Source organism: Aquabacter spiritensis (assembly GCF_004346185.1).
In the GTDB taxonomy this organism is placed as follows: Bacteria; Pseudomonadota; Alphaproteobacteria; order Rhizobiales; family Xanthobacteraceae; genus Aquabacter; species Aquabacter spiritensis.
Genome location: NZ_SMAI01000006.1, coordinates 129,338 through 146,307 on the forward strand (window position 1 = coordinate 129,338; position 16,970 = coordinate 146,307).

A 16,970-nucleotide genomic window follows, 5' to 3' on the forward strand; every position below is an offset into this window, starting at 1 on the left:
CGTCGTCCCGTCTCAGCCAGTCTCTCCGTGCAAGCGGGCGAGAACGCGGCGCCGCCCCATCAGCGGCAGCAACGCCGCAAGTTCCGGTCCCTTCTCCTGCCCGGTCAAGGCGAGCCGCAGGGGGCGGAAAAGCCCCTTGCCGGTCCGGCCGCTGCGGTCCTTCACCGCGGCGATCCAGGCGCCGTAGGTCTCGGCGCTCCAAGGCTCCGGTGGCAGCACCACCGCGGCCGCGGCGAGGAAGTCCGCCTCTTCCGGCGGCGCCATGCCGACACGCGGCGTGTCGATGATCTCCCACCAGTCCTTGGCATCGATGAAGCGCCCGAGATTGCCGCGCACCGCGTGCCAAAAGACAGCGCCGCCGCCGATTCCGGCATCCTCCAGCCGTCGGGCGACCGCCTCGAAGGGCAGCATGTGGAGCGTGCGCGCGGTGAGCGTGGAGAGATCGGCCGGATCGAAGCGGGCGGGAGCGCGGGAAATACGCGAAAGGTCAACACGATCGGCCAGCGCGGCCAGGCTCTCGACCGGCGCCAGCGCCTCGGACGTGCCGACCAGCACCGCAGCGGCCGCCACCGCCAGCGGCTCCTCGCCGGCCTCGCGCAGCGCCTTCAGCGAGAGATGACCGAGGCGCTTCGAGAGGCCCTCCCCACTCGGCAGTGTGAGGAGATTGTGGTGCGCAAACCGCGGCACGCCCCCGCCGAGTGCCGCGATCAGCTCGATCTGGACTGCGGTATTGGTGACATGGTCCTCGCCGCGCACCACGTCGGTGACGCCGAAATCGAGATCGTCCACCACCGACGGCAGGGTATAGAGGAAGCTTCCGTCCTCGCGCACGAGAACCGGGTCGGACAGGCTCGCCGTGTCGACCTGCTGCCGCCCGCGCACGCCGTCGTCCCAGGCGACCGTGCGGTGCGCCAGCTTGAAGCGCCAGTGGGGCGCCCGCCCTTCAGTCGCGAAGCGGGCATGATCCGCCTCGGTAAGGGACAAAGCGGCACGGTCATAAACCGGCGGCAGGCCGCGCGCGCGCTGCAAGCCGCGCTTCAGATCGAGTTCGGCCTCGGTCTCATAGGCCGGATACAAGCGTCCGGCCGCCTTCAGACGTTCGGCGGCGGCGGCATAGATGGGCAGGCGAGACGACTGCCGCTCAACCCGGTCAGGCGGGATGCCGAGCCAGTCGAGATCGTCAGCAATCGCCGCGGCGAAACTGTCGCGCGAACGGGCGGCATCGGTGTCGTCGAATCGCAGAATGAAGATGCCGCCGGCGCGGCGCGCGAGCAGCGCGTTCAGCAGAGCAGTGCGGGCATTGCCGACATGCAGAAGGCCCGTGGGCGAGGGCGCGAAGCGGAAGACGGAGAGCGGTGCGGGCATGGCATGCCATTAGAACGCCACGCCGCGTCTGGAAAGAGGCGGCCGCCCCGGCGGGACGGCCGCCAAGGCCTCAGCGTGGCACAGGCACGACCTGAAGCCCGGTTCCGCGGGCCGGCGTTTCCGCCGGCGATGCGGGCTGTGCCGGCGCGGGTTGCGCAGGCGCAGGCTGTGCGGGCGCCGCTTGCGCGGGCGGCGGCGCGGGCTGACCGCGCGGCGGCTGGCCCTGGGCGTTCGGCGGCGGACCGCCTGGATTGCGCGGTCCCTGCGTGTTGGGGGGCGGACCGCCCGGATTGCCGGGGTTGCGCGGTTGATTCTGCCAATTTGGCGGGGGCCCACCCGGATTGCCGGGATTGCGTGGCTGATTCCAATTCGGCGGTGGGCCGCCGGGGTTTCCGGGGTTGCGCGGCTGGTTCCAATTCGGTGGTGGGCCGCCCGGCACGGGTCCGTTCGGCCCGATCACCGGCAGACCCGTCGGGCTGCCGCCTTGCCAGCCCGGCCGGCCGGGACCCGGCGGCGGAGGCCGATTGCCGGGCCCCCACCAATTCGGCGGACGCGGGCCCGGACCCGGAGGCGGCGGCCCCCAGCCGGGACGCGGGCGCGGCTGGTAATATTGCCATTGCGACCGCTGGCCCCACCATGGCGAGCCGCGATAATAGCGTCCCCAATAATTGCCGAAATTGAACCCGACGATGGGGATGCCGACGACCGGAGCATATTCCGGCACCAGCACGGTGCGGCCGCGATAGGCGAAGCCGAGATACTCGCCATAAACCCAGCCGCGATAAGGTCCATAGATCACGTCGCACCAGGACTGGTTGTCCAAGCAGCCCACAATCTCGACGCCGACACCGTCCGGAAGAACAGTGACGCGCGGAAATTCCGTATCCGGACCCGCGCGCATATTGACGTTTCCGGTCGTGACCCCCGGATAGGCCAGAGCAGCCGTGGCCGCACAGGCAAACCCGGCGGACAGGAGCGCAGTCGCGACCCGGCGCATCGGCGCGCGCGACAATTGCGCACGCAGATCCCCCTCCCGAGACTCGCGACGATTCAGCAACAGAGATACGCCCCGAGTCCGCATCTTCACCACCCACGCCGCGGCGGTTCGCGGCGGGAAGACACGCAATGCGTCCATGATACCCCTCGTCGAGCGGCCAAATCGGCCGTAACCCATTGACGTAACGTTCCGCGGCTTTTCGAGCCCTAAGGCATGGCGGGATTGGGTCGCGCGCGCGGCATCTTCGTGCCGGCACCGTACAGTCTCTCCGCCTCGCCGCAAACCAAAGGCCTTCTACCGCAGCCGCGAAGAGAATTTTCGCTCCCGCCGCATTTTGCAGCCGGCCCGACAAAGCGGGGCTTTTCCTTCGGTGCAAGGCGCCATTAGAGTGACTTTGAGTTGGAAGAGGGCGGCATCGCGTCGGGGGCGGGCATGAAGGACATTCTTGAGGAGCTGGAAAGCCGCCGCAGCGTCGCCGCTCTGGGCGGCGGGGTGAAGCGGATCGAGGCGCAGCATGCGCGCGGCAAGCTCACGGCACGCGAGCGCATCGAATTGCTGCTCGACCGGGGATCGTTCGAGGAGTTCGACACTTTCGTCCAGCACCGGTGCGTCGATTTCGGCATGGAGACGCAGAAGATCCCCGGCGACGGCGTGGTCACCGGCTGGGGGACGGTGAACGGCCGGCAGGTCTTCGTCTTCGCCAAGGACTTCACGGTGTTCGGCGGCTCGTTGTCCGAGGAGCATGCGCGCAAGATCACCAAGATCCAGGACATGGCGCTGAAGACGCGCTCACCCATCATCGGCCTGTTCGACGCCGGCGGCGCGCGCATCCAGGAAGGCGTCGCGGCGCTCGGCGGCTATGGCGAGGTGTTCAAGCGCAACGTCACCGCCTCCGGCGTGATCCCGCAGATCTCGCTGATCATGGGGCCGTGCGCGGGCGGCGACGTCTATTCCCCCGCCATGACCGATTTCATCTTCATGGTGCGCGACACCAGCTACATGTTCGTCACCGGCCCGGAAGTTGTGAAGACGGTGACCAACGAGACCGTGACCTCCGAGGAACTCGGCGGCGCCAAGGTCCACACCACCAAATCCTCGGTGGCGGACGGGGCGTATGAGAACGACGTCGAGATGCTGCTCCAGACCCGGCGGCTGATCGACTTCCTCCCGCTGAACAATCAGGACGGCGTGCCGGAATGGCCGTCCTTCGACGACCCGCTGCGGATCGACGACAGCCTCGATACGCTGATCCCGGACAATCCCAACAAGCCCTACGACATCAAGGAGTTGATCCTGAAGGTCGTGGACGAGGGCGATTTCTTCGAGATCCAGGCGGCGTTCGCGAAGAATATCGTCACCGGTTTCGGCCGGATCGAGGGACGCACGGTGGGCTTCGTCGCCAACCAGCCCATGGTGCTCGCCGGGGTTCTCGACGCGGACGCGTCGCGCAAGGCCGCGCGGTTCGTGCGCTTCTGCGACGCGTTCGAGATCCCGATCGTGACCTTCGTCGACGTGCCCGGCTTCCTGCCCGGCACAGCGCAGGAATATGGCGGCCTCATCAAGCACGGCGCCAAATTGCTGTTCGCCTATTCTCAGGCGACCGTGCCGCTGGTCACCGTGATCACCCGCAAGGCGTTCGGCGGGGCCTATGACGTCATGGCCTCCAAGCATGTCGGCGCCGACGTGAATTATGCCTGGCCGACCGCGCAGATCGCGGTGATGGGCGCGAAGGGCGCGGTCGAGATCATCTTCCGCGCCGACATGGGCGACCCGGAGAAGATCGCGGCACAGACGAAGAATTACGAGCAGCGCTTCCTCTCGCCCTTCGTGGCGGCCGAGCGCGGCTATGTGGACGAGGTGATCATGCCGCGCACCACGCGCAAACGCCTCGCCCGCGCGCTCGCCATGCTGCGCTCGAAAGAGGTGGAGCAGCCGGCGCGCAAGCACGACAATCTGCCCCTGTAGCAGCGCGGTCTTGCCTGGGTTTGCCAGGGGAATCCACGCGGCGCCGATCAGGCGTCACTTCAGGGATAGCCGTGGATGGCCGGGAGACGCCCGGCGATGACGGCGAGCAAATCATGGGCGCCAAGCGCCGGGGGACAGACGACGATGTTCTCGAAGATCCTGATCGCGAACCGGGGCGAGATCGCCTGCCGCGTCATCAAGACGGCGCGCAAAATGGGCATCAAGACGGTGGCCGTCTATTCCGACGCCGACAAGGACGCGCTCCACGTCGAGATGGCGGACGAGGCGGTGCATATCGGCCCGCCGCCCGCCGCCCAATCCTATCTCATCGCCGAGAAGATCATCGAAGCCTGCAAGGCGACCGGCGCCGAGGCGGTGCATCCCGGCTACGGCTTCCTGTCCGAGCGCGCCTCCTTTCCCAAGGCCCTGGCCGAGCACGGCATCGTCTTCATCGGCCCGAACCCGCACGCCATCGAGGCGATGGGCGATAAGATCGAATCCAAAAAGGCGGCGGCGGCGGCCAAGGTCTCCACCGTCCCCGGCCATCTCGGCGTGATCGAGGACGGCGTCCAGGCCGCGATCATCGCCGACGAGATCGGCTATCCCGTGATGATCAAGGCGTCGGCCGGCGGCGGCGGCAAGGGCATGCGCATCGCTTATTCCCGCGCCGAGGTGCAGGACGGGTTCGACCGCGCCAAATCCGAAGCGAAGTCCTCGTTCGGCGACGACCGGGTGTTCGTCGAAAAATTCATCGTCGATCCCCGCCATATCGAAATCCAGGTGCTCGGCGACAAGCACGGCAACGTGCTCTATCTCGGCGAGCGCGAATGCTCCATTCAACGCCGCAACCAGAAAGTGGTGGAGGAGGCCCCCTCCCCCCTGCTCGACGCCGAGACCCGTCGCAAGATGGGCGAGCAGGCCGTCGCCCTCGCCAAGGCGGTCGGCTATGACAGCGCCGGCACCGTGGAATTCGTCGCCGGCCAGGACAAGAGCTTCTATTTCCTGGAAATGAACACCCGCCTGCAGGTGGAGCATCCGGTCACCGAACTCGTCACCGGCATCGATCTCGTGGAGCAGATGATCCGCGTGGCGGCCGGCGAGCCGCTCGCCTTCACCCAGGACGACATCACGCTGACCGGCTGGGCCGTGGAAAGCCGGATCTATGCCGAGGATCCCTATCGCAGCTTCCTGCCCTCGATCGGCCGCCTGGTGCGCTACCGCCCGCCGGTCGAAGGCAAATTCGGCGACATCACGGTGCGCAACGACACCGGGGTCTATGAGGGCGGCGAAATCTCGCTCTATTACGATCCCATGATCGCCAAGCTGGTGACCCATGCGCCGACCCGCGCGGCGGCGATCGAGGCGCAGGCCGACGCGCTCGATGCCTTCGCCATCGACGGGATCGGCCACAACATCCCCTTTCTCTCCGCGCTGATGGCGCATCCGCGCTGGCAGAAGGGCGCGCTCTCGACCGGCTTCATCGCCGAGGAATATCCCGACGGCTTCCACGCCCGTGCCCCGGAGGGCGAACTCACCCACCAGCTCGCGGCGGTGGCGGCGGTCATCGATCACGTTCAGAACGCCCGCAAGCGGCAGATTTCGGGCCAGATGATGGGCACGCCCGTCACCTTCGACAAGCGCCGCGTGGTGCATCTCGGCGGCACCCATGCGCTGGTTTCGGTCACTTGCGAGATCAAGGAGGCGGACGGCGCCTATAAGGTCCAGGTGTTCGACGCGGACGGCGCGAGGGGCCATGCCCATGTCCTGACCAGCGACTGGAAGCCCGGCGCCCCAGTCTGGCTCGGCACGATCGACGCCAATCCCTCCGCGCTCCAGGTGCGCCCGTTGCCGAACGGAGTCGCGCTCGCGTTTCGCGGGGTGGCCACCGAGGCGCGCGTCTTTACCGTCCGGGAGGCCGAACTTGCCGCCTTGATGCCGGAGAAGAAGGCGGCCGGCGGCGGCAAGGAACTGCTCTGCCCGATGCCCGGATTGGTCGTCTCGATCGCGGTCGAGCCGGGCCAGGACGTCAAGGCGGGCGAGGCCCTCGCCGTGGTCGAGGCGATGAAGATGGAGAATGTGCTGCGCGCCGAGCGCGACGGGGTGGTGAAGGCGGTCCACGCCAAGCCCGGCGACAGCCTTGCGGTCGACGCGGTGATCCTGGAGTTCGCGTGATGCGGGCCGCCGGCAGCATTCGCCCTCCCCCCCTCCCAAGCAAGCGGCTGAGGGAAACGCTTGCGCTCGTGCGTCGAGGATCTGCCTGAATGCGTCTGCTCTCCCATCTCCTGTCCCGCTTCGTCGAGAAGGGCGCGCTGACCGTCATCACGGCCAAGGGCCAGCGCACCGTTTTCGGTTCGGGGGTCGACGGGCCGAAGGTCACGGTGCGGCTGAAAGACGAGAAGCTGGAGCGGGACCTGTTCTTCAACCCCGAACTCGTCGCCGCCGAGGCCTATATGGACGGGCGGCTCACCTTCGAGGACGGGTCGGGCGTGTTCGACCTGCTGCTGCTGTTCTCGGTCAACCGCAAGGGCCTCGGCAGCCATCCGGTCCAACAGGCGCTGCGCCGCGCCTGGCGTTCCCTGAAGCGGTTCCAGCAGGCCAATCCGATCGGGAAGGCGAAGGAAAACGTGGCCTCGCATTACGACCATCCGGCCGAATTCTACCGGCTGTGGCTGGATGAGACGATGGCCTATTCCTGCGCGTATTTCGACCATCCCGAGCAACCCCTTGCCGACGCCCAACGGGCAAAGTTCCGCCATGTCGCGGCAAAGCTGAAGATCGCGCCGGGCATGAAGGTGGTGGAGATCGGCTCGGGCTGGGGCGGATTGTCGATCTATCTCGCCAAGACCTGCGGCGCCCATGTCACGGCGATCAACGTCTCCCCCGAGCAACTTGCGGAATCGCGCCGGCTCGCCGAGCAGGCGGGGGTCGGCCAACTGATCGACTTTCGCGAGGTGGACTACCGCACGCTTACGGGAAAATTCGACCGCCTGGTCTCGATCGGCATGATGGAGCATGTCGGGGTCAATCATTTCGACGACTATTTCACCAGCGTCCGCGACCTGCTCGCTCCCGGCGGGTTCGCCTTGGTGCACGCCATCGGCCGAATGTCGCCGCCCGGCACGACCGCCCCCTTCATCCGCAAATACATTTTCCCCGGCGGCTATGTGCCGGCGCTGTCCGAAGTCTTCGCCTCCACCGAGCGGACCCATCTTTGGGTCGCCGACATGGAGGTGCTGCGGCTGCATTATTACTGGACCATCCGCGCCTGGCGCCGCCGCTTCCTCGCCCGCTACGGCGAGGTGGAGGCGATGATGGGCGAACGGTTCGCACGTATGTGGGACTTCTATCTCTCGGCGGTGGAACTGGGCTTCCTGCACGGCTCCAACATGGTGTTCCAGCTCCTGCTCGCCGAGCGGCGGGACGACGTGCCGGTGCGGCGGGATTATATGTTCGAGGACGAGCGGGCGCTGATCGCCCGCGAGGCGCAGGAGAGCCCGGCATGACCGACCTGCCGTTCGCCACCGACCTGAAGCCCGCGACCCGCGGGGATTGGATGAAGCTCGTCGAGGGCGTGCTGAAGGGCGCCCCCTATGACCGCAAGCTGGTCACACGCACCTATGAGGGCCTCGTCCTCGACCCGCTGCCGCCGCGCCGCGCCGAGAGCCGCATCCTCGCCGGCCGTCAGCCCGGCGCGCCCTGGACCGTCTCGGCGCGGGTCGACCAGGCCGACCTCGACGCCGCCAACGCTCAGGCGCTCGACGATCTCGGCAATGGCGCCTCCGGATTGACGCTCGTCTTCGCCTCCTCGCCCCACGCTCACGGCTTCGGCCTGCCGGACGGCGCGGTTCTCACCCGCGTCCTCGACAGCGTGATGGTCGATCTCATCGAGACGCGGATCGAGAGCGGGCGCTTCCAGGGGCGCGAGGATGCCCTCGCCTTCGCGGCGCTGATCGACGAGCGGGGCCACGACCCAAAGGGACTGTGGGTATCTTTCGGGCTCGATCCGATCGGCGACATGGCCCGGTCGGGTTCGGCGCCGATGCCATGGGCAAACCTCGCGCAACGTTTCGGGGAGACGTGCGGCCTCCTCGCCGCGCGCGGCTTTTCCTCGCCGCTCGCCCGCGCGGACGGCGCGGTCCACCACGCGGCCGGGGCCTCGGACGCGCAGGAACTCGCCGCAATTCTCGCCACCGCCATCGCGTATCTGCGCGCCCTGGAAGCCACCGGGATGGCGCTCGAAGAGGCCGCGGGGCGGATCGAACTGGCCTTGACCGCGGACGTCAACCAGATCGCCACCATCGCCAAATTCCGCGCGATCCGCTTGCTGTGGGGTGCGGCGATGCGCGAGGCGGGGGTGAAGGCGCCGCCGCTCCGCGTCCACGCCACCACCGCCTGGCGTACGCTGACGCGGCGCGATCCTTATATGAACCTCCTACGCGGCACGATTGCCGCCTTCGCAGCGGGTGTCGGCGGCGCCGACAGCATCACCGTCCTGCCCTTCACCCAGGCCCTCGGGCTGCCGGACCCATTCGCCCGGCGGCTCGCCCGCAACACCCAACTCATCCTCCTGGAAGAGGCGAACGTGCACCGCGTCGCCGATCCTGCCGCAGGGGCCGGGGCGGTGGAAGCGCAGACCGAGGGACTGGCCGCCGCCGCCTGGGAGGTGTTCCGCGCCATCGAGGCGAAGGGCGGGATGGCGGATGCCGTCTCCCTCGGCTGGTGGCAGAACGAGGTGGCGCAGGTGCGCGCGCGGCGCGCCAAGGATGTCGCGACCCGCAAGGAGCCCTTGACCGGAACCTCCGAATTTCCCTTGCTTGATCAGGTACCGGCGGAGGTTTTGGCGCCCGCGCCGGCACCGCCGCCGGCCGTGATGGACACCGCATTCGCCTCGCACCGGCTGTCCGAACCGTTCGAAGCCCTGCGCGACGCGGCCGAGGCGGCGGCCGTACCGCCGATGGTCTTCCTCGCCACGCTCGGGCCGGTGTCGGCCTTCACGGCGCGCGCGACCTTTGCGAAGAATTTTTTCGAAGCCGGCGGGCTCAAGGCCCCGGTGCCGGAACCGTTCGCCCGGCTCGACGATCTGATCGACGCCTTCGTGGCGTCGGGGACGACCTTCGCCTGCCTCTGCGCGTCCGACGACCTTTATGCCGCGGAAGGCGTGGTGGCGGCCGATGCGCTGAAGACGGCGGGGGCGCACACGATCTGGCTCGCCGGGAGGCCCGGAGAGTTGGAAGGCCCGCTGACCGCGGCGGGGGTCAGCGGCTTCATCCATGCCGGCGGCGACGTGCTGGCGGCGCTGAGGATCGCCCACGCCGCGCTCGGGCTTTGACCGGCGTGCGCACCGGCCCGGGGCCGTCGGGCCGCAGGTCGGGAGCGAAGCCGGGACGGAAAGTGGCGGGACACCCGCACTGTGGGACACGCGCGCCAAATGGCGTATTTTGAGGTAGGATGGGGATTATGAGCCGCTTGCCCGCATTCGCCGAGATCGCGTGGCGTGCGCCGGAGCTTGCCCCGGAAAGCGCCGCTGCCGCCCCCTGGATGACGCCGGAAGGCATTCCGGTGAAGCCGCTCTACGGCGCGGACGATGTGGCCGGCCTGACTTTCCTCGATACCTATCCCGGCATCGCCCCCTATCTGCGCGGGCCATATCCCACCATGTACGCGAACCAGCCATGGACCATTCGGCAATATGCCGGCTTCTCCACGGCTGAGGATTCCAACGCCTTCTACCGGCGCAACCTCGCCGCCGGGCAGAAGGGCCTATCGGTGGCCTTCGATCTCGCCACACATCGCGGCTATGACAGCGACCACCCCCGCGTCGCCGGCGATGTCGGCATGGCCGGGGTCGCAATCGACAGCATCTACGACATGCGCACCCTGTTCTCCGGCATTCCGCTGGACCAGATGAGCGTGTCCATGACCATGAACGGGGCGGTCCTGCCGATCCTCGCTCTGTTCATTGTCGCCGGCGAAGAGCAAGGCGTGCCGCACGCCAAGCTCTCGGGCACGATTCAAAACGACATCCTCAAAGAATTCATGGTGCGGAATACCTACATCTATCCGCCCCTGCCCTCGATGCGGATCATCTCCGACATCTTCGCCTATACGTCGCAGGAGATGCCGCGCTTCAACTCGATCTCCATTTCCGGCTACCACATGCAGGAGGCGGGGGCGACGCAGGATCTGGAGCTCGCCTACACGCTGGCAGACGGGGTGGAATATGTCCGCGCCGGAGCCAAGGCCGGGCTCGACATCGATGTGTTCGCGCCGCGCCTGTCCTTCTTCTGGGCCATCGGCATGAATTTCTACATGGAGGTGGCGAAGCTGCGCGCCGCGCGCCTCCTCTGGACCAAGCTGATGACCGATCTCGGCGCAAAAAGCCCGAAATCGCTGCCGCTGCGGACCCATTGCCAGACCTCCGGCTGGAGCCTGACGGCGCAGGACGTGTTCAACAATGTGATGCGCACCATGGTCGAGGCGATGGCCGCGACGCAGGGGCATACCCAGTCGCTTCATACCAACGCCCTCGACGAGGCACTCGCCCTTCCCACCGACTTCTCCGCCCGCATCGCCCGCAACACCCAGATCCTGCTCCAGCAGGAAAGCGGCACGACCCGCCAGATCGATCCGTGGGGCGGATCCTTCTTCATCGAGCGCCTGACGGCCGACCTCGCAACCAAGGCCTGGGCGCACATTGAGGAAGTCGAAGCACTCGGCGGCATGGCCAAGGCCATCGAGGCCGGCATCCCCAAGCTGCGCATCGAGGAGGCCGCCGCCACCACACAGGCGCGGATCGACGGCGGCGCGCAGACCGTGGTCGGCGTCAACAAATACAAGCCCGAGCGCGAACGGCCGATCGACGTCCTGAAGGTCGACAATTCCGCGGTCCGTGCGGCGCAGATCGAAAAGCTGAAGCGGCTCAAGGCGGAACGCAACCCGGCGGACGTGGAAGCCGCCCTCGCCGCCCTCACCGAGGGTGCAAGCCAGGGGGCGAATCTGCTCGCGCTCGCGGTCGAGGCTGCCCGCGCCAAGGCGACGGTGGGCGAAATCTCCGACGCAATGGAAAAGGTGTTCGGGCGTCACCGCGCCGAAATCCGGGCGATTTCCGGCGTCTATAAGCGGGAAGCCGGCGCGATGACCGACAAGGTGGCCAAGGTCCAGCAATTGGTGGAAGCGTTCGCCCACGACGAGGGCCGGCGTCCGCGCATCCTCGTCGCCAAGGTCGGCCAGGACGGCCACGACCGCGGCCAGAAAGTGATCGCCTCCGCCTTCGCCGATCTCGGCTTCGACGTTGATATCGGCCCGCTTTTCGCCACGCCGGAGGAGGCTGCGCGCCAGGCGGTGGAGAACGACGTGCACATTGTCGGCATCTCCTCGCTCGCCGCCGGCCATCTCACGCTGGTTCCTGCCCTGAAGACCGCCCTCGAGGCGGAAGGGCGCGGCGACATCATGGTGGTGGTGGGCGGCGTCGTGCCGCCGCAGGATTACGACGCCCTGAAGGCCGCCGGCGCGGAGGCGATCTTCCCGCCCGGCACGGTCATCGCCGATGCGGCGCGCGATCTCGTCGTCACTTTGGCCCAGCGCCTGGGCCATTCCCGGGCGGCGGCGGAATAGATCCGCCATGCCCCCGGCGCTCGGCGACACCCTCCGGGTGCTGCGGCCGGCGCCGCATATTCGCGCTTTCTACGACGGGCGGGTGCCCGGGGTGCGGCTCCACTCCGCCGCGCCGAACTGGCTCGACGACGGTGCATATGAGGCGGGCATCGCTTCTTACGCCGTTATCAACGCCGGTAGTGCCCTCATCTACGACACGAATATCTCGCTCGCCCATGCCCGCCTGATCCGCCGGACTTTGGAGGCCGAGGGCGTGCGGCACATGATCGTGGTCCTGAGCCACTGGCACGACGACCATGTCGCCGGCACCGCGGCGTTCGCCGATTGCGAGATCCTCGCCAGCCGCCGCACCGCCGAGATCCTCGCCGAAAAGCGCGCCGACCTCGAATCCGGCGACCCGCCGATCAAGCCGCTGATCCTGCCGACGCGCACCTATGAGGGCGAATGCGGGCTGGCGGTCGGCGCGCTCCAGGTCCGCCTGATCCAGGTCGACGTGCATTCCTGCGACGCCACGGTCGTGCGGCTTCCCGACGGCATCCTCCTGGCCGGGGACACGCTGGAAGACCCCGTGACCTATGTCGACGAGCCCGGCCGGCTCGCCGCCCATCTCGTCGATCTCGCCCGGATGGCGGACTGGGATATCACCCGGATTCTCCCGAACCACGGCGCGGAGGAGACCATCGCCAGCGGCGGGTATGGTAAAGAATTTATTTATGCAACAATGGCTTATATTAAAAAGCTCATTGAGATTTCAGGTGAAGTTAAAGTGAATTGCGAGGATCTGCGCAGCTTTGCGGCGGCGGCGTTCGCGACCGGAGCCGTCACCTATTTCGCCCCCTATGAGGCGGTGCATCGCCAGAATGTGGCGGCGGTCCGGCGGGCCGCAGGGTGGCGCGACGCGGATTGAAACCGGGTAAAGAGGGCTTCAGCGGCGCGGTGCGATTGCGCGCCGCCCTTTCAATGCGGGGCGCGATCGTGTAGGAACGCGCCCGATTTGGCTTTCCGATTTGGCTTGGCGCCGCCCCAGGTGCGGCGCGAACGATGGTGTCCATGCAGACAGTTCTGATCGTCATTCACCTGATGGTGGTGCTCGCCCTTATCGGCGTCGTGCTGATCCAGCGCTCCGAAGGCGGCGGGCTCGGCATCGGCGGCGGCGGTGGGAGCAGCGGCGGCTTCTTCAGCGCCCGCGGCTCCGCCAACGTCCTGACGCGGGCGACCGCGATCCTCGCGGCGATTTTCTTCGTCACAAGCTTGAGCCTGACGGTGATCGCCGGATGGGGACGCACGCCCCCCTCCATCCTGAACCAGCCGGGGCTTCCGACCGGGCCATCCGTGCCGCAGAGCGGTGCGACCATCCTCGATCAGATTCGTCCCCCCGCCCCGGCGGGCCAGAGCGCGCCGGCCGACGGATCCGTTCCGGCCGCGCCCGCCGCACCGGCGCCGGGCGGACCTCAGGTTCCGCAGTCCCAGTGACGCCCCGCGGCGGAAACCCCGCCGCGTCCGGTTCTCCACAGGCAAGGCGAAGCGCCGGGCACGGCGCTCTCGCCGAATCGTGTTTGCGCGAATTAGAGTGAAGGCCCATGGCGCGCTATCTCTTCATCACCGGCGGCGTCGTGTCCTCCTTGGGCAAGGGCCTCGCCTCAGCCGCTTTGGGTGCGCTTCTTCAGGCGCGCGGCTACACCGTCCGGCTGCGCAAGCTGGACCCCTATCTCAATGTCGATCCGGGCACGATGAGCCCGTATCAGCACGGCGAGGTGTTCGTCACCGATGACGGGGCCGAGACCGATCTCGATCTCGGCCATTACGAGCGCTTCACCGGCCGTCCGGCCACCCGGCGCGACAATGTGACGACCGGGCAGATCTATCAGGACATCCTCAACAAGGAGCGGCGCGGCGACTATCTCGGCGCCACCGTCCAGGTGATCCCGCACGTCACCAATGCGATCAAGGATTTCGTCCTCGAAGGCAATGAGGGGTTCGATTTCGTCCTGGTCGAGGTCGGCGGCACGGTGGGCGATATCGAGGGCCTGCCCTTCTTCGAGGCGACGCGCCAGCTCAAGAACGATCTGCCGCGCGGCCACGCCATCTTCATCCATCTGACGCTGCTGCCCTTCATCCCCTCCGCCGGGGAACTGAAGACCAAACCGACCCAGCATTCGGTGAAGGAGCTGCGCTCGATCGGCATCCAGCCCGACATCCTGCTGTGCCGCACCGACCGCGAGATCCCCCGCGAGGAGCGCCGCAAGCTCGCGCTGTTCTGCAATGTCCGCGAGAGCGCCGTGATCGAGGCGCGCGACGTCGACAACATCTATGCCGTGCCGTCCGCCTATCATGCCGAGGGGCTCGACACCGAGGTGCTGGCGGCCTTCGGGATCGAGCCGGCGCCGCTGCCCAAGCTCGAGCGCTGGACCACGATCGAGGACCGGGTCCGCAATCCCGAGGGCGAGGTCACGATCGCGATCGTCGGAAAATATACCGGCTTGAAGGACGCCTATAAGTCGCTGATCGAGGCGCTGGCCCATGGCGGCATCGCCCACAAGGTCAAGGTCAAGCTGGACTGGATCGAAAGCGAGACTTTCGAGCGCGAGGATCCCGCCCCCTTCCTCGAACATGTCCACGGCATCCTCGTGCCGGGCGGGTTCGGCCAGCGCGGCGCCGAAGGCAAGATCCGCGCGGCGCAGTTCGCCCGCGAGCGGGCGGTGCCCTATTTCGGCATCTGCTTCGGCATGCAGATGGCGGTGATCGAGGCGGCGCGCAATCTCGCCGGCATCGCCGCGGCAAATTCCACCGAATTCGGCGAGACCTCGGAGCCTGTGGTCGGCCTCCTCACCGAATGGCTGCGCGGCAACGAACTCGAAAAGCGCCGGGCGAACGGCGATCTCGGCGGCACGATGCGGCTCGGCGCCTATCCCGCCCGGCTCGACGCGGAAAGCCGGGTGGCGGGCGTCTATGGCGCCCTCGACATCCGCGAGCGCCACCGCCACCGCTACGAGGTGAACACCGCCTATAAGGAACGGCTGGAGCAACAGGGAATGCGCTTTTCCGGCATGTCGCCCGACGGGCTGCTGCCGGAAATCGTCGAACATTCCGGCCATCCCTGGTTCATCGGCGTCCAGTTCCACCCCGAACTGAAATCGCGGCCGTTCGATCCCCATCCGCTGTTCGCCGCCTTCGTCGGCGCCGCCATGGAGCAGAGCCGCCTCGTGTGACCGAGCGGGGTGGGCACCGCGCCTCCGCGTCAAAGGTTGCCCCACCGTTCGAAGGCGTGTCACAAGCGAAGCTTCAAGCCGGGAAGTTCAATGCCGGGGAGGCGCCCATGCCGCGCGGTCTCGATCATATCGTCCATGTGGTGCGCGACCTGGACGCGGCCGGGGAGATCTACGACCTGATCGGCTTCACGGTCGGACCGCGCAACCAACACCCCTGGGGCACCTATAACCGCATCGTCCAGATGCCCGGCTTCTTCATCGAGCTCCTGGCGGTCGCCGAGCCCGACAAGATTCCGGAGAGCGCCGGCAGCCATTTTTCGTTCGGCGCCTTCAACCGGGACTTTCTCGCCCGCTGCGGCGAGGGGTTTTCCATGCTCGCTCTCGAAGGCGTGGACCCTGCAGCGGACAAGGCGGCATTCGATGCCGCCGGCTTCGGCGGCTTCGATCTGTTCGATTTCTCGCGGATGGCGCGCCGGCCGGACGGCGAAGAGGTCGAGGTCGGCTTCTCCCTCGCCTTCGCGCAGGATCCGGCGGCGCCCGATGCCGGCTTTTTCACTTCGACCCAGCGCAAGCCCGAAAATTTCTGGGTCCCCGCCATGCAGCGCCACCATAACGGCGTCGCCGGCGTGACCGGGGTGGTGCTGGTTGCCGACCATCCCGTGGACCATGCGAGTTTCATCGACACCCTCACGGGGGCGACGCCGCTGCGGGTCGCCGACGACTGGTATCTCGCCCGCACCCCGCGCGGCGAAATCGAGATCATGGCCCGGCCGGCCTTCGCCGCACGCTTCAACGTCGCGGCACCGGGTCTGGAGGGCCTGCGCATCGCCGCGATCCGGTTCGCTGTGGCGGGCACGGCCGAAATGCGGCGCGGCCTCGCCGCCCGCCGCATGATCGAGGAAGCGAGCGACGGCGCGGTCGTGGTCCCCGCGCGCGCCGCTTTGGGCGCGATCCTGGTGGTGGACCGCATGCCCAACGCCTGACCGGCCGGGTGGCGTCGCCGTCCGGTTCCGAATTAGAATTCCGCCTGTGCCTTCAGAGTCGCAGGTGAGTCCCGCGTGTGCCTCGCCGGGTCACCCGATCGGGCGGCGCAGGTGGGAAGCGGGGATCAGGCGTGGCGCGAGACGGCGGCAAGACGGGGAAGACCGGGAAGACGGCGGCAGGTCTCGGCTTTGCGCGCGAACGCGCCCTCTATCGCGACGGTGCGGCGCCGGTCGCCGGCGCGGACGAAGCCGGACGCGGGCCGCTGGCCGGGCCGGTGGTCGCCGCCGCCGTCATCCTCGATCCGTCGCGGCTGCCGCGCGGCCTCGACGATTCCAAGAAGCTGACGCGCGAGCGCCGCGAAGCGCTGTTCGAGGAGATCTGCGCCACCGCAGAGGTTTCGGTGAGCCTCGCGCCGCCGGCCCGCATCGACCGCGACAATATCCGCCAGGCCTCGCTCTGGGCGCTCGCGAGCGCGGTGCGCGGGCTGCCGCGCGTGCCGGCTCTGGTGTTCGTCGATGGCAACGATCCGCCGCCGGTGGCCTGCCCGCTGGAAATGGTGATCGGCGGCGACGCCCTGATCGCCTCGATCGCCGCCGCCTCGATCGTCGCCAAGGTGACTCGGGACCGGCTCATGACCGGCCTTGGCGCGGTATTTCCCGCCTATGGCTTCGAGCGGCACATGGGCTATTCCACGCCCGAGCACGGCCTCGCTTTGCGCGCCCACGGCCCCTGCCCGCACCACCGGCGCTCCTTTGCGCCGGTGCGCGCACAGCAATTGCTGCTGTTTGCGGAAGCCGAGATCGTCGCTGCGGAATAAGACGGCCTGGCTGTCGACG

12 protein-coding genes are annotated in these 16,970 nt (G+C 67.8%); 10 read left to right on the forward strand and 2 right to left on the reverse strand.

The window, feature by feature from the left end; translation table 11 throughout:
• Positions 1–12: 12 nt before the first annotated feature.
• Both EDC64_RS11480 and EDC64_RS11485 read right to left on the reverse strand, forming a co-directional pair.
• The gene (locus EDC64_RS11480) at positions 13–1,365 is read right to left on the reverse strand and encodes a glutamate--tRNA ligase (RefSeq protein WP_132031441.1); all 1,353 of its coding nucleotides are present in this window, start codon (positions 1,363–1,365) and stop codon (positions 13–15) included.
• 70 nt (positions 1,366–1,435) lie between these two features.
• On the reverse strand, positions 1,436–2,500 hold the full coding sequence (locus EDC64_RS11485; RefSeq protein WP_165933729.1) for an SH3 domain-containing protein: 1,065 nt from the start codon (positions 2,498–2,500) through the stop codon (positions 1,436–1,438).
• A gap of 294 nt (positions 2,501–2,794) precedes the next feature.
• Between EDC64_RS11485 and EDC64_RS11490 the strand changes: the two genes are divergently transcribed.
• The 10 genes from EDC64_RS11490 to EDC64_RS11535 all read left to right on the forward strand — a co-directional run bounded on the left by EDC64_RS11490 (position 2,795) and on the right by EDC64_RS11535 (position 16,951).
• The gene (locus tag EDC64_RS11490) at positions 2,795–4,327 is read left to right on the forward strand and encodes an acyl-CoA carboxylase subunit beta (protein WP_132031443.1); all 1,533 of its coding nucleotides are present in this window, start codon (positions 2,795–2,797) and stop codon (positions 4,325–4,327) included.
• A 144-nt stretch (positions 4,328–4,471) separates the two neighbouring features.
• Positions 4,472–6,499 carry an acetyl-CoA carboxylase biotin carboxylase subunit gene (locus EDC64_RS11495; RefSeq protein ID WP_132031444.1) on the forward strand — a complete coding sequence of 676 codons (2,028 nt, stop codon included), beginning with the start codon at positions 4,472–4,474 and terminating at the stop codon, positions 6,497–6,499.
• An 89-nt stretch (positions 6,500–6,588) separates the two neighbouring features.
• Positions 6,589–7,830 carry an SAM-dependent methyltransferase gene (locus EDC64_RS11500; protein WP_132031445.1) on the forward strand — a complete coding sequence of 414 codons (1,242 nt, stop codon included), beginning with the start codon at positions 6,589–6,591 and terminating at the stop codon, positions 7,828–7,830.
• Entirely contained in the window at positions 7,827–9,656 is a 1,830-nt protein-coding gene (locus tag EDC64_RS11505; protein WP_132031446.1) for a methylmalonyl-CoA mutase family protein, read from the forward strand. The genes EDC64_RS11500 and EDC64_RS11505 overlap by 4 nt, the downstream gene beginning before the upstream one ends.
• Before the next feature lie 128 nt (positions 9,657–9,784).
• Complete coding sequence (scpA, locus tag EDC64_RS11510) at positions 9,785–11,941, forward strand: methylmalonyl-CoA mutase (RefSeq protein WP_132031447.1); 2,157 nt, start codon at positions 9,785–9,787, stop codon at positions 11,939–11,941.
• A gap of 7 nt (positions 11,942–11,948) precedes the next feature.
• A complete protein-coding gene (locus tag EDC64_RS11515) occupies positions 11,949–12,848 on the forward strand; it encodes an MBL fold metallo-hydrolase (RefSeq protein WP_132031448.1) in 900 nt (299 codons plus the stop codon).
• Positions 12,849–12,991: 143 nt separating this feature from the next.
• On the forward strand, positions 12,992–13,414 hold the full coding sequence (gene secG / locus EDC64_RS11520; protein WP_132031449.1) for a preprotein translocase subunit SecG: 423 nt from the start codon (positions 12,992–12,994) through the stop codon (positions 13,412–13,414).
• A 107-nt stretch (positions 13,415–13,521) separates the two neighbouring features.
• Positions 13,522–15,150 (forward strand): CTP synthase, encoded by a 1,629-nt coding sequence (locus tag EDC64_RS11525; RefSeq protein WP_132031450.1) that lies wholly within the window; start codon positions 13,522–13,524, stop codon positions 15,148–15,150.
• A gap of 107 nt (positions 15,151–15,257) precedes the next feature.
• Positions 15,258–16,133 carry a VOC family protein gene (locus EDC64_RS11530; protein WP_132031451.1) on the forward strand — a complete coding sequence of 292 codons (876 nt, stop codon included), beginning with the start codon at positions 15,258–15,260 and terminating at the stop codon, positions 16,131–16,133.
• Between the two features lie 131 nt (positions 16,134–16,264).
• Entirely contained in the window at positions 16,265–16,951 is a 687-nt protein-coding gene (locus EDC64_RS11535; RefSeq protein ID WP_132031452.1) for a ribonuclease HII, read from the forward strand.
• Positions 16,952–16,970: the final 19 nt, after the last annotated feature.

Bases quoted from the DNA above. Each gene is read 5' to 3' on its own strand.
- EDC64_RS11480 (WP_132031441.1), bottom strand. From the start codon at position 1,365: ATGCCCGCACCGCTCTCCGTCTTCCGCTTCGCGCCCTCGCCCACGGGC.
- EDC64_RS11485 (WP_165933729.1), bottom strand. From the start codon at position 2,500: ATGGACGCATTGCGTGTCTTCCCGCCGCGAACCGCCGCGGCGTGGGTG.
- EDC64_RS11490 (WP_132031443.1), top strand. From the start codon at position 2,795: ATGAAGGACATTCTTGAGGAGCTGGAAAGCCGCCGCAGCGTCGCCGCT.
- EDC64_RS11495 (WP_132031444.1), top strand. From the start codon at position 4,472: ATGTTCTCGAAGATCCTGATCGCGAACCGGGGCGAGATCGCCTGCCGC.
- EDC64_RS11500 (WP_132031445.1), top strand. From the start codon at position 6,589: ATGCGTCTGCTCTCCCATCTCCTGTCCCGCTTCGTCGAGAAGGGCGCG.
- EDC64_RS11505 (WP_132031446.1), top strand. From the start codon at position 7,827: ATGACCGACCTGCCGTTCGCCACCGACCTGAAGCCCGCGACCCGCGGG.
- scpA (WP_132031447.1), top strand. From the start codon at position 9,785: ATGAGCCGCTTGCCCGCATTCGCCGAGATCGCGTGGCGTGCGCCGGAG.
- EDC64_RS11515 (WP_132031448.1), top strand. From the start codon at position 11,949: ATGCCCCCGGCGCTCGGCGACACCCTCCGGGTGCTGCGGCCGGCGCCG.
- secG (WP_132031449.1), top strand. From the start codon at position 12,992: ATGCAGACAGTTCTGATCGTCATTCACCTGATGGTGGTGCTCGCCCTT.
- EDC64_RS11525 (WP_132031450.1), top strand. From the start codon at position 13,522: ATGGCGCGCTATCTCTTCATCACCGGCGGCGTCGTGTCCTCCTTGGGC.
- EDC64_RS11530 (WP_132031451.1), top strand. From the start codon at position 15,258: ATGCCGCGCGGTCTCGATCATATCGTCCATGTGGTGCGCGACCTGGAC.